Consider the following 15,537-nt stretch of genomic DNA (forward strand, 5'->3'; position numbering starts at 1 on the left):
TGCTAGAGACCGAGCGTCCGGAGCGAGGCCGCTAGAGTGTCGGCGGATCGATGGAGCAGCGCGTATTCATTCGTTGCGAAGGGTGTTTCAGTGACAGGGATCGCGCCTGCCGCGCTGACTATCGAAGGGACAGACAACGCGACGCCGTCGACGCCGTACAGACCACGCAAGACTGTACTTACGGGCAGGATAGCGTGCTCATCCCTGAGCAGTGCCTCGACGATGCGTGCCCCCGCGAGACCGATCGCGTAGTTCGTCGCGCCCTTCCCTCTGATCACTGTGTACGCGGCGTCACGGACATCGATCGCGATGCGATCGAGTTCCTCAGCTGTGAACGGCGGAGCGCCCTCTGGGCTGCGCCAATCGAAGATGGGGACGGAACCGATTCTTGCATTCGACCACACCGGGAATCCTGTATCGCCGTGCTCACCTGCAATGTAGGCGTGCACGCTTGCAGTCGAAATACCGGCACGGTCGGCAAGTAGCCTCCGCAGGCGTGACGTATCGAGAACCGTCCCAGATGAGAACACTCGATGCGGGGGAAGCCCAGACATCCGCTGTGCCGCGACAGTGAGCACGTCGCACGGATTTGTCACGAGTACATAGAACGCGTCAGGTGCGTGCTGAACAAGGTCAGGCATGAGCCGCTCAAGCAGGCGAACGTTCGTCGCGGCGAGGTCGAGGCGAGTCTGCCCCGAATGCTGTTTAGCGCCCGCTGTAATGACGACAACGTGCGCGCCTTCGACAGTGGTGATGTCATTGGGAGCCAACGACTTCGCTCACGCCAGTGAATTGGGTGCCATGCGCGAGGTCCAGCACCTCCGCAGCGACCTTCGCCTCATTGATGTCGTATAGCGCGACGTGTCGCGCCGAACCGCGGATCAGCGCCGCATACGCGAGGCTGGTCCCGACACTGCCTGCACCGACAACGGCTAGCTTTGAATTCTCTACCACGCCCATTCGGATCATTGTCGCAGTCTCACGCTGCGAATCAATCTCTGCGCCCGGGGTAGGCTGGCAACCTGATGACGACGCTGTTGCTGGCGCTACTGGGGTTTTCGCTCCTCGATTCCCTCGACGTTCTGTTGGTGGGGGCGACGGCCGCGATTGTCTACGATGCACGCCTCGCCCGCAGGTCGCCAGTCCCAGGTGGGGTCGGTTTTCTGCTCGGCGTTTTCATGGTCACTACTGCCTTTGGTCTTCTGACTGTGCTGGGCGTGAGTTTCCTGGCTGACCACTTTGAGGTCAGCTTCACCCCAACGATGCGCTACTGGGCCGAGTTATTGGTGGGCGTCGTACTGATCGTCATTGCGCTGCTGCCGGCTTCGGAACGAAAGCCCCCAGAATGGACGGCGAGGCTTCGCCGAAACCCCTTACTCCTCCTCGGCGTCGGTGTCGCGATCGGCATGGCTCAAGCCCCCACGGCGGTTCCGTACCTTGCGGGATTAGGAATGATTGTGGCTCACCAGCCGCTGCCGGGGTGGTGGCCACTCATCGTTGTCGTGTACTGCCTGGTCGCTTTGATTCCGCCAGCGGTTGTCCTCGTCATGGCGACTCGTTCAACAACCGCTGCCCGACGTCGGTACCTGGCGGTCATTCGTTTCGTGACTCGCTACGGACCACGGGCGGTACGTGTCGTGTTTCTGGTTGCGGGTACGGCACTACTGGCCGATGCAGCGATGAACTACCAGCATTTGCTGTGATTTGAGCACCGGCCGGCAAATTTTGGAGAAATTTTGCGGGAATGTCGATCCACTCGTTTCCCAGTCGACGTCAGAGTAGAAGGAGCCAAGAGGGCACCTCAGAGAGCAAAGGGAACGACGATGAAATACATGCTGATTATCCGATCCACCGATGCGGCCATCGAAGCGTCGAAGGACATGCCGTTCGAAGAGATCATCAATGCGATGGGCGCCTACAACGAATCCATGATGAAGGCAGGAGTGCTGCTTGGTGGTGAGGGGCTTTCCGGGGCTGAAGAAGGGTTCGTCGTTGACTTCTCCTCTGAGGAACCCATCGTGACTGACGGTCCGTACGGTGAGACGCACGAACTCTTCAACGGTTTCTGGCTCATTCGGGCATCGTCGAAGGAAGAGGCTGTGGAATGGGCCAAACGCTGCCCGCTGGGCCCCGGGACGAAACTCGAGGTCCGTCGAGTCACGGATGAAAGCGATTTCGAAGACTTCTCCGACAACGAGTACATCCAGAAAGAAGCTGGATGGCGGGAAGAACTCGGCACCAACTGATTAAGCGAGCTGCGAGATGACTGAAATTCGCCGAACCCTCGATGCGATCTGGCGCATCGAGGGGGCGCGAGTGGTCGCCGTAATCGCGCGGATGGTCGGAGATGTCAGTCTCGCTGAGGACCTCGCACAGGAAGCTGTGGCCGACGCGCTCGTCCAGTGGCCTGAGTCGGGCGTACCCCGAAATGCCGGGGCGTGGCTCACCGCTGTAGCGAAACGCAAGGCAATCGACACCTGGCGTCGGCGTGACCGGCTCGATGAACGCTACCGCGCGATCGCTCGTGACCTCGAAGCGCACATCAGCGAGGAGTGGGAGCCGATTGACGATGACGTCCTGCGGCTCATCTTCACCGCGTGCCATCCGGTTCTCGGGCGCGACGCACAGGTAGCGTTGACTCTCCGCGTTGTCGGTGGCCTGACCAGCGAGGAAATCGCGCGGATGTTCTTCGTTGGCATTCCCACGATGCAGCAGCGAATCGTCAGGGCGAAGAAAACGCTGACGGCGGCCAGAGTGCCGTTCGAGGTCCCGGATCCTGACGACTGGCCAGGGCGGTTTAGCGGAGTGCTAAACGTCATTTATCTGATCTTCACCGAGGGGTACGCTGCGACGGCCGGTGACCGCTGGATTCGCTCAGATCTTGCCAACGAGGCGCTCCGGCTCGGGCGTGTTCTCGCCGAGCTTGCCCCGGGAGAGCCCGAGGTGCATGGCCTCGTCGCACTGATGGAGTTTCAGGCGTCACGGTTCGCGGCCCGCACTGGGCCAGGCGGATCGCCGGTGCTGCTCGCTGACCAAGACCGCACCCGTTGGGACCACGCCCAGATCGCGCGCGGTGACGCTGCCCTCGCGCGGTGTGATGCCCTTGGCCGGGGACGCGGCAACTACGCACTCCAAGCGTCGATCGCGCAGTGCCACGCCCACGCGGCGAGTATTAACGACACCGATTGGGAGCGCATTGTGCTTCTGTACGAGGCGCTGGGTGAACTCACCTCCAGTCCAGTGGTGGAGCTCAACCGCGCGGTCGCGGTATCGATGACCGACGGGCCCGCGGCAGCGCTGCAGATTGTCGACCGCCTCGCCGCGGCGGGTGCGCTGCGCGGCTCACACTTGCTTCCCAGTGTGCGCGGGGAGCTGCTCGCGAAGCTTGGGCGGATCACTGAGGCGCGCGCTGAACTCACCACGGCGGCCGGGCATGTGACCAATGAGCGGCAGCGCGCCGTCCTCCTGGCAAAAGCCGAGGCGCTGTGACCAGAGCCGATGAAAATCGTGTGTTCGTCCGGTCTACATGACATGGTCAGAACACCGACAACCCAAACCCTCGATGTCCCAGGCGCAGTGCTGCACTACGACATCCGGGGTGAACTGCCCGAACGCGATGCTGCCGACAGGGTGCTCCTACTCGCAGGTTCACCCATGGATGCGTCGGGTTTCGTTACCCTCGCGTCGCATTTCGAGGAACGCGCTGTTGTGACGTACGACCCCAGGGGAACCGGCCGGAGCCGCCGTACAGACGGAACTGGTGAACTGACGCCCGAAACCCACGCGGATGACTTGCACCGTCTGATTGATGAATTGGGTGCCGGACCAGTGGATATCTTCGCGAGTAGCGGCGGCGCTGTGAATGCGCTCAAGCTGGTTACCGAACATCCAGATGATGTGCGCACGCTCGTTGCGCACGAACCGCCGCTCGCGACTGTGGTGCCTGATAGCGACGTCGTACTGGCGGTATGCGAGGACATCTACCGCACCTATCAGCGCGCTGGCAGTGGCCCTGCGATGGCGAAGTTTATCGCTCTGACTGGCAGGAAGGGTGAGCTTGCGCCCTCGTACCTGGACGAGCCAAGTCCCAGCGCCGCGGACTTCGGTTTGCCGACGGAAGATGATGGCGCCCGCGACGATCCCCTTGTGGGACAGAACCTTCGAGGCTGCTGCGGATATGTACCTGACTTCGAAGCGCTAGCAAACCACCCCGCGAAGATCATCGTGGCCGCTGGTGAGGAATCCAGGGGTGAGTTCGCTGCGCGTGCTGCCGCTGCGCTTGCCCATCGACTTGGGACCGAACTAGCTGTGTTCCCCAGCCATCACGCTGGTTTTCTCGGTGGCGAGTATGGCATGACGGGAGAGCCGGAAGCATTCGCGCGCACCCTTCGTGACGTCTTGGCGGCGCGTTTGTGAGCTCAGTCCGTGCAAATATTGACGACATGGGGATATCGAGGTTGGTGATCCGCGATGCCACCGCTGCGGACGCCGCAGCGTGCGCTGCGATCTACGCGCCATATGTCACCGAAACGGCGGTTTCTTTCGAGACTGAGGCCCCGTCCGTTGCTGACATGGCGGCGCGCATCGTGAGCGCCCGCGATGAGTATGCGTGGATTGTCCTGGAAGATGACGGCGTCGTGGTCGGCTACGCACATGGGGGTTCGCACAAGGCGCGCGCTGCTTATCGATGGTCGTGCGAGGTGAGTATTTACATGCAGATGGGGCGGCGCCGCACAGGAGGGGGCCGCCTGCTTTATCGCGAGCTTTTCGCGCGACTGGCAGCCCGCGGCTACCGCACGGCAGTAGCGGGCGTGGCACTTCCGAACGACGCCAGCGTGGGCGTTCACACGGCGATGGGTTTCGAGCAGGTCGGTGTGTACAAGCGGATCGGATGGAAAAACGGCGCTTGGCACGATGTTGCTTGGTTTCAGGTGGCTCTCACGGATCACGGGGACGAGCCACCGCAGGCGATTAGCTGAGCACACGGTTGCCAGCTCCTCGACTCCCTCAAGTAGCAGCCCTTTGGAGATCCGCCCGCACACCTGAATAATCAACTCCAGCAAGCTATTTCAGAATGAGGGGTTGTTGTGGCCGTATCTGCACGCTGGACTGTCGGAGCTGTTGTTGGAGCGGCTGCCCTGGGAGTTGTCGCTTGCCAGCCGTCAAGCTTCGAGGACACGCTGGGCGAGTGGTTCGATTTCACCGATACCGGAAGCCTCACGCCGGAGGAAGCACCCCCACACTATCCCGATGATCGGGGAGTCCTGGCCCTCATCAGCGAGCTCGAGATGGCTGCTGAATCGACCATGGCCGACTACGACCGAAGCGACTTCCCCCACTGGGAACGCCTGGACCCGCGATTCGGGTTCGGCGCCACTTACACCGCCATCGAAGGGCGCTGTACCTCCCGTGATGCGGTCCTCCTGCGCGACGCTACCGGCGACGTCACCCTCGATCCGGACACGTGTGACTTCGCCGTCGGCCCAGGTGGCGGGTGGTTAGATCAGTACGGGGTGATCGACCGGGGAACTGGCGAGTTGCGGGACTACAAGTGGATGACCAACTCTTCCGATGTCGATGCGGAACACATTGTTGCCCTCGGTGAGGCATGGCGTTCGGGTGCAAGCGAAATGGATCTGGAGACGCGAACGCTGATCGCGAATGACGCGCTGAACGTGGTGATTTCGGACCCCTCAGCAAACCGGTCGAAAGGTGATCAGGATCCGTCGACGTATTTGCCGCCGGGAAACTTCCGTTGCGAGTACGTTGAGCGCTACACGCAGGTCAAGGTCAAATACGGCCTGACGGTAGATCCTGACGAACACAGTGCGCTGAGAAGTGCAGCGACAGAATGCATCACGAAGAGAGAGCTTGAATGAGCGAGTGCGTTCCCGTTCCCGGCAAAGTTGTGGTGATGACTGACGAGGAAGGTTCGATCTCCGGCGAACTCGACGTTCAGCTCGACGGGGACGGCCACGGCCTGGTGCGCTACCGCAACAACGCAACTTGGCTGACTATTGGCAACCTCGACGGACGGCCGCCGCGCACCTGGGACAGTATCGACGAACTCGCGAACGCGATCGACGCCAACAAAGGAGCCGTAGACGCGGCAGGCAATACCATCCCGTTCGAGGCGTGAGACTGCCTGGGCAGTCTGTTAGCAGCCGTCTTCCTGGTTCTGTTGCTGGTTCAGGACAGCTGAATGGATCTCGCGGACTTCCTTCGCGATTGCGTCGAGTTCCCCGAATTTCGCAGTGAGTTCCGGAACTTTGCGCAGTACTTCTCGCTCCTCATCCAGCCGGGAGAGCAGTTTCTTGACGTCACTGAGCGTTGCGGACGATTCAGTGAGCGTCGTGTCCACGTTGCCGAGCACGCTACTCAGAGTCCTGCCGATCCCGGTGAGGGTCGTGTCGACGTTCTGCAGTGTCCGGCCCACGTCAGTCATGAGTTTGTCGACTTCAGCCAAGGTTTGCGCGACGTCGCCCATCGTGTGTTTGACCTCGCCAAGCGTGGCGTCGACTTCCTCCCGAACATCCTGGAATTCCCGGATTGTCCGACTGGGTCTGCTGAGCGCATCGGATAGAGCCTGGGGCAGAAACCGTGCCATCACGACTCCTTCGCTGTACATATGTCGTGACCAAAAGCTGCGATGCGCTAGCGGGGACTTACCCTAGCACGCGGCCGGTGACGGGATCCGCCGTTCTCACGCTCATCTGCGGTGCGCCGACGGTAGCTATTGCGCCACGGCCCGGAGGAATCGTCCAGACGCCGCGACAGCAGGTGCGGAAGAGTCTCCGCCCTCGACGAACGTAGCAAAAGCGACGTCCCCGGCGATTCCAACGAACCAGCCGTTGGAAGCGGCACCGCCAACTTCTGCGGTTCCAGTTTTTCCGCCGAGGCCGGCAATGTCGGCGAGCGCGGTGGCGGTTCCGCTGCTGACGGTTTCGCGCATCATTTCGCGGATAGCGTCGACGACGCTCATCGGGAGCGCGGCGGGCTCTGCATCCCCCGTCGTCTCATCATTCTCGAGGAGGCCAGGCATGATCATGGTGCCGTCGTTGGCGAGCGATGCGACAGCGACTGCCATCCCGAAGGGACTCGCGAGTACTTGCCCTTGCCCGATCGCAGCCTCGACGCGCGCGGGACCACTTTCGGTGGTGGGTACGCTGCCCGTGACTGTAGTGAGCCCTGGGATGTCGAAATCCACTCCCAGGCCGAGTGATTCAGCAGTCTGTGTCAGCGCTTCAGGCTCCAACTGGACGGCAAGTATTCCTTGCGTGGTGTTGCATGACCGCGCGAACGCCGTATGTAGCGGTACTTGCCCCAGGTCGAAGCCTTCATCATTGGGGATGGTGCGGCCTTCGATTGTCGCTTCACCAGGGCACGCCAGCAATTCGTCGGGGGACGTAACGCCGGCGTTGAGCGCCGCGGAGGTCGTGACGATCTTGAATGTTGATCCGGGTGCGTATAGCCCGGTCAGGGAGATCGGACCCTGCGAGTCTGCGGCGGAGTTTTGTGCCACCGCGAGGATTCCGCCGGTAGAAGGCTCGATCGCGACGATTGCCGCTGGCTGGCCTTCACTGTCGACGGCAGCCTGTGCGGCTTGCTGGTATTCCAGGTCCAGGGAGGTAGGCACGTTGGCGACCACACCCGCATCCTCCCCGGCGATGCGTTCAAACGAGTCAGGATTTCTCGCGATGACGGACCAGCCTTGCTCGGCACGCAGTGTCTCTTCCCACGCGTCAGGCAGGCCACGCAGGACGGGTGTTGTGAGTGCCCGGTCCTCTGTCAGCAGCCGACCCTGCTCGCTGAGCTGCACACCCTCTATCGCGGCGAGTTGGTCACGGATCGGTGCTGCCGCGTCCTCCCTGAGCGTAACCACGGCATAGCTTTGCCCCTCAGCTTCGGCCATTCCCTCACGGATGGAGCTCCCGGTAATCGTCGGCGCCGCATCCGACACGGCAGACGCGACTGAATCTGCGCTTGCCTCCGCTCCGGCTGCCAGCGTGACCACAGTGACGGTCTGCCAAGTCATGACTGGCACATCGTTGCGGTCCACGACCGGGGTGTCGTAGTCGAGGAGATCCGAGTAGACAAGGTGGCCCCCAGGTTCGAGCCTGGTATCGATGAGCTGGGGTGACCACACCAGGCGCATGCCCTCCGCGGTTTCTGCGAAGTCGGCCTCGCCGACAGTTTCTGCGATACGCCCCTCCCCGAGGTCCCACACGGTCACTGTCTGCGCGTCGTCTTCTTCGATGCCGATACTCATGGTCCTGCCTGCCGTGACCATTCCGTCAAGGCTGGCCTGGATGGCTTCGGCAGCGGAGTCCGGGTCGGTCGTCATGGCTGCTGCCGTTTCGACGTCGCCGGCGTTCACGGCTTCGGCGAACGCCTCGAGGGTGTCGCGCCGCTCGTCCGTGAAGAGCCCGCAGGAGGTGGCGCTGATCATGACGAGCGCGAGGCCAGCCGCGAGAGCAAGCCTGGGGCGGAGACGAATGTGCAGCGAAGAGTTCAGTCGCGGTGCGCGCATAGAGCCATCGCACCACGCGATCTTGCTGGTGTCGAGTGCGCAGGCGTCTGAGATATGCCGAGACGTCGACCGAGACAAGGCTATCCCCTTGCTAGAGCCTGCTTAGGGTGGCGTCCGGCGATATCTCAGACGTGTGGGCATACCTCGCGGCGCCGAGGAGGAGCCTTATAGATCCCGACGCATACAGGCGCGTGGCCAGCGGTCGAGACCGCGCATAGTTTCCGTGCGTCTGATTTCGCGCAAACCTGGACTGAGTTCCCGATCGTCGAGGTAACGGAATCCGAGTTTCCGATAGTACGGACCGTTCCAGGGAACCTCAGTGAACGTGGTGAGCGTCAGCGTGGAGAGCCCCGCCTTTCGCGCCCAATCCGCCACGTACTCGATCAGCTGTCTGCCAAGCTTCTGGCCTGCATGATCAGGGTGGACGGAGACCTGCTCAATGTGAGCGCAGCCGTCGACGACATCAGCGATGAGATAGGCGACCGGAACGTCCCGATCATCGGTATTGACCCAGGCGCGGCCCACCGATTGGTACCGCAGCAACTCGTCGAGGGAAGGCGGGTCATCGTCGGCCACTGCCCTCATGCCGATGTCCGCGAATGCGAACCCCGCGGCTCGTTCAATCTCCTGCAAGACCGAAAAGTCAGCTCGGCGGGCTGGCCGAATCATGTTCACCACCCCTCACATGTGCTTGAGTGAAGTATGCCTTCTGCTGTGACTTTGATTCGCTCTTCCTCATTGTCCGATATTGCCGAATATGCCTATGCGGCAACTGCTCCGGCTGACGCTCGGCTGGTCTTTCTTGCGGGCGCGTGCCCTCTCAACGCTGACGGCACGACCGCCGCAATTGGCGACTACGCTGGCCAGGCAGCGAAATCGATCGAGAACATGAAGGTCGCGCTGGCTGAGGCGGGTGCGTCGATGGCGGACGTCATTCGTACTCGTGTGCTTGTCGCGTCCTCATCCCAGACGGACCTAGTCACCGCCTGGGAAGTGGTGCGGGACGCGTTCGGCGACCATGACGTACCGAGCACGTTGTTTGGCGTCACGGTCCTCGGATATGACGACCAACTCGTCGAGATCGAGGCGATCGCGGCAATTCGCGAACCGAACGCCTGAACTGCGGGAGCTACATAGCGGAAGAGGGGTCTGATGCTTGAGATTGACGGGTTGTGCAAAAAGTATGGCGACATCACCGCGCTGCGGAACGTCACATTTGACGTTCGCCCAGGGGAGATCCTTGGGTTCGTTGGCAGCAACGGGGCAGGAAAATCAACCACCATGCGCATCGCGCTAGGGGTGCTGACTGCGGATTCCGGCGAAGTGCGACTCGACGGCCGGCCCATCGATTTCGCCACCCGGAAGACGATCGGATACATGCCGGAGGAACGCGGCCTCTACCCGAAAATGAAAGTGGCCGACCAATTGGCGTTCCTGGCTGAACTCCATGGGATGACCCGCAAAGAGGCTTTCCTCAGTATGGAACGCTGGACGGACCGTCTCGGTCTTGAAGACAAACGAGGTCGCGATGTTCAGGAACTGAGTCTAGGTAACCAACAGCGTGTACAGCTCGCGGCGGCGCTCGTTCACGACCCGGTAGTTCTGGTTCTCGATGAGCCGTTCTCCGGTCTTGACCCGGTTGCTGTCGACGTGATGAGTGAGGTGCTTCGCGAGAAGGCACGACTCGGTGCGCCCGTGGTTTTTTCGAGTCACCAGCTGGATCTCGTGGAGCGCCTATGTGACCGGGTAGGCATCATCGTTCGTGGTGAGATGCGAGCTATCGGCTCAGTCGAGGAATTGCGTGCGCGGGGAAAGCGTCAACTCGCTGTTAGCGCACCGAACGCCCCGACAATGTGGGCCGAGCAGATTCCGGGGGTTCGGCTGCTGTCATCCAACGGAAATGCGGTGACTTTGCTGGAACTCGAGGATCATGTCGACGACCAGTCGGTACTTGAGGCCGCGCTGGCTCACGGTCCGGTACGGCACTTTGCGGCGCATCGCCCGACGTTGACCGAGCTCTTCCGAGAGGTGGTTTCCGAATGACCGGAAAGAATCAGTCCCGCAATGTCATATGGCTCGTATTCCGCAGAGAATTCCTGGCGCAGGTTCGAACGAAATCATTTGTCGTAGGCACTCTGGTGACGGTCGCCATCATTGTGGGCGCTCTAGTTGCGTTCTCAATCTTTCGGGGCGACGGGGAAGCGGAGCCATCTCACATTGCGCTGACTGGCGATGCGCCACAGTTGGCGCAGGTGATCGGTGAGACGGCAACCGCGATGGAGGTACCCGTCGAGGTCGAGGAAGCCACGTCCGATGATGAGGCTCGAGCGCTGGTCGAATCGGGCGATGTCGAGGCCGCACTGCTGGCCAACGCCGATGGCAGTTACACGATCGTGAGTGACGACGAGCCAGATCCAATGCTGCGCACCATCCTCGAGACCGCGGTCTCGGCCCTTGCGCTGGATCAAGCCTTAGGCGCGCAGGGCGTTGATGCTGTGGCGTTGCAAAGTGCAGTCGACACCGCCCAGGTTTCCGTGGAAACAATCGCCCAGCCGGATCCAGAGCGTGGTGAGCGGATCATCATGTCCTGGGTGGCGTTGTACCTGCTTTTCGGCACTGTCATGGGATACGGCATGTATGTGGCGATGGGCGTGACCGAGGAGAAGTCGAGCCGGATCGTCGAACTGCTTCTCTCGACTATTCGGCCGCTGCAGCTGCTGTGGGGCAAGATCCTCGGAATCGGCGCTGTCGCGCTGCTGAGCGTGGTGACATACGGCGTCGTCGGCATCGTGGCCGCTCAGCTGCTTGGCTTGCTCACCGTGACGACGACGGCACTATCGGTCTTCGCTGCCACCGTCATCTGGGTAGTACTCGGTTTCGTGTTCTTCGCGACGCTCTACGCGGCTGCGGGTTCGCTGGTTTCGCGTCAGGAGGAGATGCAGCAAGCTGCATCACCGCTGATGATCATCCTCATGGCGTGCTTCGGCATCAGCATTCCCGCGATTTTCAACCCAGAAGGAATGTTGAGCAATGTGCTGGCGTGGATCCCGCCGTTCTCCGCGTTCGTGATGCCGGTTCGGACCGCTGCGGGGGTGACGTCGCCTCTCGAATTAGCAGGTTCAATCGCGGTCATGGTGATTGCCTGCCTGGTCGCGTCGATTCTCGCAGCACGGATCTATCAGCGGACGGTGCTGACGACCGGGTCTCGAATTTCGTGGGTGAAGGCGTTGCGCGGCTGACACTTCACACGTCTCATGTATCAGACCGGTAGAGGCGCTGGTACCGCGCTTTCTCAGCTTCAAACTGCTCGATCTTGCGTCCGTTTTGCAGGTCAGCGGGAAGGCCATGCCGTTCGAGCCGCCTTTTGCGGTTGGGCTCCATGTAGGCAGCGGAATAGAAGAGGGCGAGAAGCACACCGAGGAGAACGACCCCGCCTCTCAGAGCTAGCGGGCCTGGAAGGAGAAATCCCGCGCCGAACAAAGGCAGAAATGGGACCATGCCGCGAATGAGATGGCGGGGCACCGCGTGGTCGCCAGTGAGGTCGTTGCGTACCCACTCATGCATCGAGGGCGGCAGGGTCCGCCCGAATGAGTAGCCGATCCACTGGAGGGGTCCGGGCCGTTTCCTTGCGGGCTTTCGCGTTGCTGTCATCGTGGGAGGGCACCTGCTTTCAGGGCAGCTTGATTGATGTGTGTGAGTGCCCGGTGCAGGTCTTCGAGCGCAGCCTCGCTGACTCCTAGTCGCCCCACTACCGCTGGAGGAATCTTCTCGGCCTCCGCCCGTAGCGCCCGGCCCTTTTCGGTGAGCGTGACGGCGAGTTGCCGCTCGTCGTCCCTGCTGCGTTCCCGCGTGATCAGCTCCGCCGCCTGGAGCCGCTTGAGAAGCGGCGATAGCGTCGTCGAATCCAGCTGGAGCGCCTGCCCGATGCTCTTGACCGTGCGTGGTGATTGCTCCCAGAGGGCAAGCATCACAAGGTACTGCGGGTGTGTGAGACCCATCGGCTCGAGCAGGGGGCGGTAGACAGCGAGTACGCCACGGTTGGCGACTGCCAAGGCGAAGCACACCTGCCGGTCGAGTGCGAGAGGGTCAGTTTCGGGGTTGCTCACGCAGATAGCATAGCGCACGATTAGATTGTGCGCGATCTAATCGTGCGCCTGTCTGTTCACTCCTCGGCGGGAAGGCCGCATGCTTGCCGGACGCGGCGAACGAGTTCGTTTTCGTCGATTCGGCCTTCAACGTAGTCATCAAAAGGCTGCTGCTTGTCGGTGGCGATGTAACCGCCCTCGAGTTCCGCGGAGTGCCGCGCAGCCGCATAGCGGCGCACTCGCTGGGCGCGTTCGGCTGCGCTGATTGAATGCTCTATCGCCATCTTTTAGTCCCCCAGCTTGTGGATTCTACCGTCGGGAGATGCTGCGGAGTCGGGGATTGGGGTGGAAGCCACGGGGGTAGACCAGATCCATGAAGTCTCCGGTGCCTGACTATCTCGAGCATGTTCTCAAGCGCTACGCCCCTGACCACAGTGGTGAGGTGAAAGATGCGTACCGGAATGTCCCGGAGTGCGACCCGGACCAACTGGCGATCGCAATAACCACGGTCGAGGGCGCGACGTATTGCGCCGGTGACGCCGACAACCATTTTCCTATCGAGTCGATGTCCAAACCCTTCATCTACGGACTCGCGCTCGAGGATTCGGGGGAGGACGCAGTACATCGCAAGATCGGTGTCGAACCGTCGGGCGATGCGTTCAACGAGATCTCTCTGGAGTCCTCAACCGGACGCCCATTCAACGCGATGATCAATGCAGGTGCGATAGCAGCACATGCTCTCGTTTCCGGTGCTGATTGCGACGAGCGCACAGCCCGGATCCGGCGGCACTTCAGTCAGCTTGCGGGCCGGGAACTTAGCTTTGATGAGTCGGAGCACAACGTGCCGCATCGCAACCTCGCGATCGGGCACATGCTGCGCACAGTCGACGTGCTGGAGGAAGAACCAGCCGAAGTGGTGCGCGGCTATACACGGCAGTGTGCTTTCTCGGTGACGACGCGTGATCTGTCGCTGATGGCTGCGACGTTCGCGAATGGTGGCCTGCAGCCCATCTCTGGGGACAAACTGCTCAGCCGCGCGACGGTACGTCAGGTGCTCAGCGTGATGCTGACCTGCGGCATGTATGACGCCGCCGGGGACTGGATGTCGGCTGTCGGAATCCCGGCGAAGAGTGGCATCGCTGGCGGCATTATCGGCGTCCTGCCTGGCCAGTTGGGTATCGCCGTTTACTCGCCGCGGGTGGATAGCCGCGGCAACAGCGTACGGGGCGTCGAACTTTTCGAACATTTGTCCCGGGACATGGAGCTTCATTTGATGGAGACCCCGCCGATAGGCCGCTCGGTGTTCCGCGCCAGCGAAGTTCGCGGCACGGCGCTGTGCTATCAACTACAGGGTGCAGTGCGGTTTGCAGGTATTGAAGCCGTGGTGCGCGAGGTTGAGCAGCGCGAACAAAAGGACCTCGCGATCATTTTCGACTTCGTCCGCGTCACCGGCTTCAGCGATGTAGCGCGCCGCCTGACGTTCGAACTGGTTCGCCGGCTTGTGACAGAGGATCACGCGTCAATAGTGCTTGTGGATCCCGATGGCGTCCTGGGAACACCCGAGGACGATGCCGAGCGCTGGCCGACAGTGGTCGATTCGTTGGAAAGCGCTGATGCTCTGATCGGTCAGTGAGCGGCATCGCAATGTGACCTTGGTTGCAAAGCTCTTCAACTTACCTTTACGTGCGCATAACTTTCTAAGGGAATTCTTAACTCATCGCGCACAAAAAGGGAGTTGATCCGATGCGGTCGGCACAGCCACAGCAGAGTTCTCTGCCGCTACCGACTGTTGCCGTGGACGCTCCCGAACCTCCGAGAGTCAAGCCGCGAGTTGAGTGGGTAGACCTCGCTAAGGGTCTGACAATTACCCTCGTCGTGCTGCTGCACACTGTGGGCATGCTGGTCCGGAAGGACCTCACGCCCGAGTTCTGGCGCGACATCAACGCGTTTCTGCAGCCAATCCGGATGCCCTTGTTCTTCGCGGCATCAGGATTGTTCGCGCAGGGCATGATCTCGATGACCTGGGCGAAAATGATGCGCAGCCGCGTCGCACACCTCTTTTACCTGTACACGGTGTGGTTGCTGATGTTCTTCGTTGCCCACAACCTGCTGCCTGAGGAAGTCCGCCACGGGGGCTACGCGAAATTCGAGGCGGTAATTCGCGGCCTTTATCTGCCCAGCAGCGCCTTGTGGTTCATCTACGGGCTCGCGGTTTTCGCGATCGTCGCGAAGCTGATCTCGCGGTTCCCGCTGGCGGTGCAGTTCGGGTTCGCCGTTGCCTTGTCGATCTCCGCGTACGGGCGGTACGGATTTTTCGCCGACATCGGTTTCGGATGGCGAAACATGGCGATGTATTTCGTCTACTTCCTTCTGGCGCTGCACGCGAAGCAGCTTGTCGTTGCGTTCAGTCGTCTCGCGAAGGGCTGGACGGTGCTGGCGGCGCTGGCCGCCTACGCTGCCGTGTACTTCCCGATCGTCAAGCTCAATGTTTTCGAGGCGCGCGAACTGCGGCTGCTCGTTACGACGATCGGCCTGGGGCTGGGAGTTCTCGTCGCGGCCTGGCTTGTCGGCACCATGGTCGGCAATGTATTCCAGAGCATCGGGACCCGGACACTGCCGGTCTACGTGATGATGGACATTCTCATCGCGGTCGTCGTGGCGCTGCTGCTGAAGGTTGAGGTCCTCACCGCGCTCCCAGGTGTGGGGGCCGTACTTCCATTGCTCGTCACAGCCTCGGTGATCATCCTCGCGCTGACCGCGCACAAGCTCATCCTCCTAGCGCGGATGGATTTTCTGTTCGAACTGCATCCGCGGCTTAGGGGTATCGCTCCGGCGAAGCCGCGTGCGCAACTCACGACTTCGTAGCGCCGCGCCACCACGATTAGAACTCCTCCAGTCGGGTACACCACAAGCGTCGCCCGT

The 15,537-nt window shown here is 61.5% G+C and carries 20 protein-coding genes; 12 read left to right on the forward strand and 8 right to left on the reverse strand.

Annotated elements, in window-relative coordinates:
• Positions 1-2 precede the first annotated feature (2 nt).
• A complete protein-coding gene (locus FHU29_RS12920) occupies positions 3-770 on the reverse strand; it encodes a lactate/malate family dehydrogenase (RefSeq protein WP_341478973.1) in 768 nt (255 codons plus the stop codon).
• Entirely contained in the window at positions 757-960 is a 204-nt protein-coding gene (locus FHU29_RS23705) for a lactate/malate family dehydrogenase (protein ID WP_341478974.1), read from the reverse strand. Before FHU29_RS23705 ends, FHU29_RS12920 begins: the two co-directional genes overlap by 14 nt.
• 65 nt (positions 961-1,025) lie before the next feature.
• On the opposite strand from FHU29_RS23705, the gene FHU29_RS12925 reads away from it, so the two are divergent.
• From FHU29_RS12925 to FHU29_RS12955, 7 genes are all read left to right on the forward strand, one after another.
• Positions 1,026-1,703 carry a GAP family protein gene (locus tag FHU29_RS12925; protein ID WP_064440028.1) on the forward strand — a complete coding sequence of 226 codons (678 nt, stop codon included), beginning with the start codon at positions 1,026-1,028 and terminating at the stop codon, positions 1,701-1,703.
• A 120-nt stretch (positions 1,704-1,823) separates the two neighbouring features.
• On the forward strand, positions 1,824-2,246 hold the full coding sequence (locus FHU29_RS12930) for a YciI family protein (protein ID WP_064440029.1): 423 nt from the start codon (positions 1,824-1,826) through the stop codon (positions 2,244-2,246).
• A gap of 16 nt (positions 2,247-2,262) precedes the next feature.
• Positions 2,263-3,489, forward strand: coding sequence for an RNA polymerase sigma factor (locus FHU29_RS12935; RefSeq protein WP_064440030.1), 1,227 nt, complete (start codon positions 2,263-2,265; stop codon positions 3,487-3,489).
• A gap of 42 nt (positions 3,490-3,531) precedes the next feature.
• Entirely contained in the window at positions 3,532-4,416 is an 885-nt protein-coding gene (locus FHU29_RS12940) for an alpha/beta fold hydrolase (protein WP_064440031.1), read from the forward strand.
• A gap of 41 nt (positions 4,417-4,457) precedes the next feature.
• Positions 4,458-4,979, forward strand: a complete 522-nt coding sequence (locus FHU29_RS12945) for a GNAT family N-acetyltransferase (RefSeq protein WP_198156529.1) — start codon at positions 4,458-4,460, stop codon at positions 4,977-4,979.
• A 108-nt stretch (positions 4,980-5,087) separates the two neighbouring features.
• Positions 5,088-5,879 (forward strand): HNH endonuclease family protein, encoded by a 792-nt coding sequence (locus tag FHU29_RS12950; RefSeq protein WP_064440033.1) that lies wholly within the window; start codon positions 5,088-5,090, stop codon positions 5,877-5,879.
• On the forward strand, positions 5,876-6,139 hold the full coding sequence (locus FHU29_RS12955) for a hypothetical protein (protein ID WP_013809292.1): 264 nt from the start codon (positions 5,876-5,878) through the stop codon (positions 6,137-6,139). The genes FHU29_RS12950 and FHU29_RS12955 overlap by 4 nt, the downstream gene beginning before the upstream one ends.
• An 18-nt stretch (positions 6,140-6,157) precedes the next feature.
• Here FHU29_RS12955 and FHU29_RS12960 read toward each other — a convergent pair whose 3' ends face one another.
• The 3 genes from FHU29_RS12960 to FHU29_RS12970 all read right to left on the reverse strand — a co-directional run bounded on the left by FHU29_RS12960 (position 6,158) and on the right by FHU29_RS12970 (position 9,199).
• Positions 6,158-6,607 (reverse strand): hypothetical protein, encoded by a 450-nt coding sequence (locus FHU29_RS12960; RefSeq protein WP_064440034.1) that lies wholly within the window; start codon positions 6,605-6,607, stop codon positions 6,158-6,160.
• A gap of 126 nt (positions 6,608-6,733) precedes the next feature.
• Positions 6,734-8,530: a penicillin-binding transpeptidase domain-containing protein gene (locus FHU29_RS12965; RefSeq protein WP_083962268.1), complete on the reverse strand. Its 1,797-nt coding sequence runs from the start codon at positions 8,528-8,530 to the stop codon at positions 6,734-6,736.
• Positions 8,531-8,695: 165 nt separating this feature from the next.
• Complete coding sequence (locus FHU29_RS12970; protein ID WP_064440103.1) at positions 8,696-9,199, reverse strand: GNAT family N-acetyltransferase; 504 nt, start codon at positions 9,197-9,199, stop codon at positions 8,696-8,698.
• A 33-nt stretch (positions 9,200-9,232) separates the two neighbouring features.
• Between FHU29_RS12970 and FHU29_RS12975 the strand changes: the two genes are divergently transcribed.
• Genes FHU29_RS12975 through FHU29_RS12985 form a run of 3 tightly spaced genes read left to right on the forward strand, consistent with a single transcriptional unit; the run spans position 9,233 to position 11,769 of the window.
• Complete coding sequence (locus tag FHU29_RS12975; RefSeq protein WP_064440035.1) at positions 9,233-9,649, forward strand: RidA family protein; 417 nt, start codon at positions 9,233-9,235, stop codon at positions 9,647-9,649.
• Between the two features lie 33 nt (positions 9,650-9,682).
• The gene (locus FHU29_RS12980) at positions 9,683-10,573 is read left to right on the forward strand and encodes an ABC transporter ATP-binding protein (protein ID WP_083962269.1); all 891 of its coding nucleotides are present in this window, start codon (positions 9,683-9,685) and stop codon (positions 10,571-10,573) included.
• Positions 10,570-11,769, forward strand: coding sequence for an ABC transporter permease (locus FHU29_RS12985; RefSeq protein ID WP_064440037.1), 1,200 nt, complete (start codon positions 10,570-10,572; stop codon positions 11,767-11,769). Before FHU29_RS12980 ends, FHU29_RS12985 begins: the two co-directional genes overlap by 4 nt.
• A 13-nt stretch (positions 11,770-11,782) precedes the next feature.
• On the opposite strand, the gene FHU29_RS12990 is transcribed toward FHU29_RS12985, so the two are convergent.
• Genes FHU29_RS12990 through FHU29_RS13000 form a run of 3 tightly spaced genes read right to left on the reverse strand, consistent with a single transcriptional unit; the run spans position 11,783 to position 12,899 of the window.
• A complete protein-coding gene (locus FHU29_RS12990) occupies positions 11,783-12,181 on the reverse strand; it encodes a DUF5313 family protein (protein ID WP_064440038.1) in 399 nt (132 codons plus the stop codon).
• A complete protein-coding gene (locus FHU29_RS12995) occupies positions 12,178-12,636 on the reverse strand; it encodes a MarR family winged helix-turn-helix transcriptional regulator (protein WP_064440104.1) in 459 nt (152 codons plus the stop codon). The genes FHU29_RS12990 and FHU29_RS12995 overlap by 4 nt, the downstream gene beginning before the upstream one ends.
• A 56-nt stretch (positions 12,637-12,692) precedes the next feature.
• On the reverse strand, positions 12,693-12,899 hold the full coding sequence (locus tag FHU29_RS13000; protein ID WP_064440039.1) for an antitoxin VbhA family protein: 207 nt from the start codon (positions 12,897-12,899) through the stop codon (positions 12,693-12,695).
• Positions 12,900-12,988: 89 nt separating this feature from the next.
• On the opposite strand from FHU29_RS13000, the gene glsA reads away from it, so the two are divergent.
• Together glsA and FHU29_RS13010 are read left to right on the forward strand one after the other, a co-directional pair.
• Positions 12,989-14,248: a glutaminase A gene (gene glsA, locus FHU29_RS13005; RefSeq protein WP_064440040.1), complete on the forward strand. Its 1,260-nt coding sequence runs from the start codon at positions 12,989-12,991 to the stop codon at positions 14,246-14,248.
• Positions 14,249-14,358: 110 nt separating this feature from the next.
• Positions 14,359-15,480 carry an acyltransferase family protein gene (locus tag FHU29_RS13010; RefSeq protein WP_064440041.1) on the forward strand — a complete coding sequence of 374 codons (1,122 nt, stop codon included), beginning with the start codon at positions 14,359-14,361 and terminating at the stop codon, positions 15,478-15,480.
• The last annotated feature ends 57 nt before the right edge of the window (positions 15,481-15,537 follow it).

Origin of the sequence: Hoyosella altamirensis, from assembly GCF_014191505.1 — a bacterium.
GTDB classification, from domain to species: Bacteria; Actinomycetota; Actinomycetes; order Mycobacteriales; family Mycobacteriaceae; genus Hoyosella; species Hoyosella altamirensis.

Bases quoted from the DNA above. Each gene is read 5' to 3' on its own strand.
- FHU29_RS12930 (WP_064440029.1), top strand. From the start codon at position 1,824: ATGAAATACATGCTGATTATCCGATCCACCGATGCGGCCATCGAAGCG.
- FHU29_RS12985 (WP_064440037.1), top strand. From the start codon at position 10,570: ATGACCGGAAAGAATCAGTCCCGCAATGTCATATGGCTCGTATTCCGC.
- FHU29_RS13000 (WP_064440039.1), bottom strand. From the start codon at position 12,899: ATGGCGATAGAGCATTCAATCAGCGCAGCCGAACGCGCCCAGCGAGTG.
- FHU29_RS12970 (WP_064440103.1), bottom strand. From the start codon at position 9,199: ATGATTCGGCCAGCCCGCCGAGCTGACTTTTCGGTCTTGCAGGAGATT.
- FHU29_RS12975 (WP_064440035.1), top strand. From the start codon at position 9,233: ATGCCTTCTGCTGTGACTTTGATTCGCTCTTCCTCATTGTCCGATATT.
- FHU29_RS23705 (WP_341478974.1), bottom strand. From the start codon at position 960: ATGGGCGTGGTAGAGAATTCAAAGCTAGCCGTTGTCGGTGCAGGCAGT.
- FHU29_RS12990 (WP_064440038.1), bottom strand. From the start codon at position 12,181: ATGACAGCAACGCGAAAGCCCGCAAGGAAACGGCCCGGACCCCTCCAG.
- glsA (WP_064440040.1), top strand. From the start codon at position 12,989: ATGAAGTCTCCGGTGCCTGACTATCTCGAGCATGTTCTCAAGCGCTAC.
- FHU29_RS12925 (WP_064440028.1), top strand. From the start codon at position 1,026: ATGACGACGCTGTTGCTGGCGCTACTGGGGTTTTCGCTCCTCGATTCC.
- FHU29_RS12935 (WP_064440030.1), top strand. From the start codon at position 2,263: ATGACTGAAATTCGCCGAACCCTCGATGCGATCTGGCGCATCGAGGGG.
- FHU29_RS12965 (WP_083962268.1), bottom strand. From the start codon at position 8,530: ATGCGCGCACCGCGACTGAACTCTTCGCTGCACATTCGTCTCCGCCCC.
- FHU29_RS12980 (WP_083962269.1), top strand. From the start codon at position 9,683: ATGCTTGAGATTGACGGGTTGTGCAAAAAGTATGGCGACATCACCGCG.
- FHU29_RS12940 (WP_064440031.1), top strand. From the start codon at position 3,532: ATGGTCAGAACACCGACAACCCAAACCCTCGATGTCCCAGGCGCAGTG.
- FHU29_RS13010 (WP_064440041.1), top strand. From the start codon at position 14,359: ATGCGGTCGGCACAGCCACAGCAGAGTTCTCTGCCGCTACCGACTGTT.
- FHU29_RS12960 (WP_064440034.1), bottom strand. From the start codon at position 6,607: ATGGCACGGTTTCTGCCCCAGGCTCTATCCGATGCGCTCAGCAGACCC.
- FHU29_RS12955 (WP_013809292.1), top strand. From the start codon at position 5,876: ATGAGCGAGTGCGTTCCCGTTCCCGGCAAAGTTGTGGTGATGACTGAC.